This is a genomic window from Baia soyae (assembly GCF_004341445.1).
In the GTDB taxonomy this organism is placed as follows: Bacteria; Bacillota; Bacilli; order Thermoactinomycetales; family Thermoactinomycetaceae; genus Baia; species Baia soyae.
This window is the reverse complement of the sequence record NZ_SLXV01000089.1, coordinates 1-1,242: the sequence shown is the minus strand read 5'-3', so window position 1 is coordinate 1,242 and position 1,242 is coordinate 1. Positions and strand designations below refer to the sequence as shown.

The 1,242-nt window shown below is 42.0% G+C and carries 1 protein-coding gene; it reads right to left on the bottom strand.

Features of this window, described 5'->3' with window-relative positions:
• Nucleotides 1-32: 32 nt before the first annotated feature.
• Nucleotides 33-1,145, bottom strand: a complete 1,113-nt coding sequence (locus EDD57_RS14235; protein WP_165873859.1) for an IS4 family transposase — start codon at nucleotides 1,143-1,145, stop codon at nucleotides 33-35.
• Nucleotides 1,146-1,242 lie beyond the last annotated feature (97 nt).

Sequence of the window (1,242 nt, the reverse complement as noted above, 5' to 3'; positions counted from 1 at the left end):
ATCAGGTGTGTTGATTTGCATAATTTTGGGAGTTAGAGCAATGATCTATGACATTCTTCATGAAGGAACTGATAGATCCTCAGTAACCATTCGGTTGGGAGTTGCCCAAGCCACAGCTTGCGCAAGAAAACAATTTTTGAAATGGCAGAAAAGGCTCGACGTGTGTAGCCATACAACCATTGAATTAATGCATAAGCGATAAGGGAAGCGTATAGCTGACCGTATACAGCATTTGGAGTTGTTCCGAACAACCGCTTTACATTCAGATGTTGTTTCATCCAGCGAAAAAACAGCTCGACTTGCCATCGGGCACGATACATTCCAGCAATTGCCTCAGCGCTCACATCATATAGATTCGTAACCACTCGAATCTCATGTCCCTCCAGATCGTGAAAAGTAACTAACCGAAATGGATGGATCGTTCCATTCACTTCCTCGCCCAAACGCGCTATCCAGTCTTCTCTAACATAGGATTCCTTTGTCGGAACAGAGCAGATACGTTCACCACGAGTAACGGCATTTTTCTTTAATCGGATGACAAAGAATTTGTCTTCTCCATGAAGTTTATCCATCCGATCATATTTGGCATACGCACGATCGCAAATATAGATGGCTCTTTTCATAGTGACCAACTGAGATGCCTTCTTTGAATCATGTTGCGACGCAACTGATTCTTCCACACATATAGGAGTCATTGTTTGCACATCAAAGGAAACATGCAACTTCACACCCGCTTTTTCACCGCGGAATTGTGCCCATTTCCAGTTTCCGGCTCCAGTTGTAATGGTAGTCGAATCTACAGCAATGGATGGTGGCAATTCTAGATCTCTACGAAGGCGTCGATTACATCGACTTAGGAATAAGTGAAGTAGTTTTTTGAAAAAAGAGTAGGGGACAGCTGATGCCTTCTTAGAAAATGTCGAATAATTCACTTCTATCAAGTTTTTGCTTGCCCTTAGATGTTCTTCGCTTTCGCGAAAACTGCCCCATTTCTCGATCGCCGATGAGATCCAAACTTTCAATAGCTCGAAAGAATTGAACTTCCTTGCTGTTTCGCGATATCCTTCTTCTTGTAGCAATTTTTCTATTTCATCTGCTGATATCAGGGATTGTAGTGTTTGATAAAGGATGGTAATCTGTTTCATAAGGGACACCTCTCTATGGTTTAGTGGGCACTTTACCATTTCGAAGAAAGGTGTCTTTCTCCTTTTTATCCCATTTTTTGGTTAATCAACACACCTG

Excerpts from the sequence above, each read along its gene's own strand:
- EDD57_RS14235 (WP_165873859.1), bottom strand. The coding sequence starts at position 1,145 with ATGAAACAGATTACCATCCTTTATCAAACACTACAATCCCTGATATCA.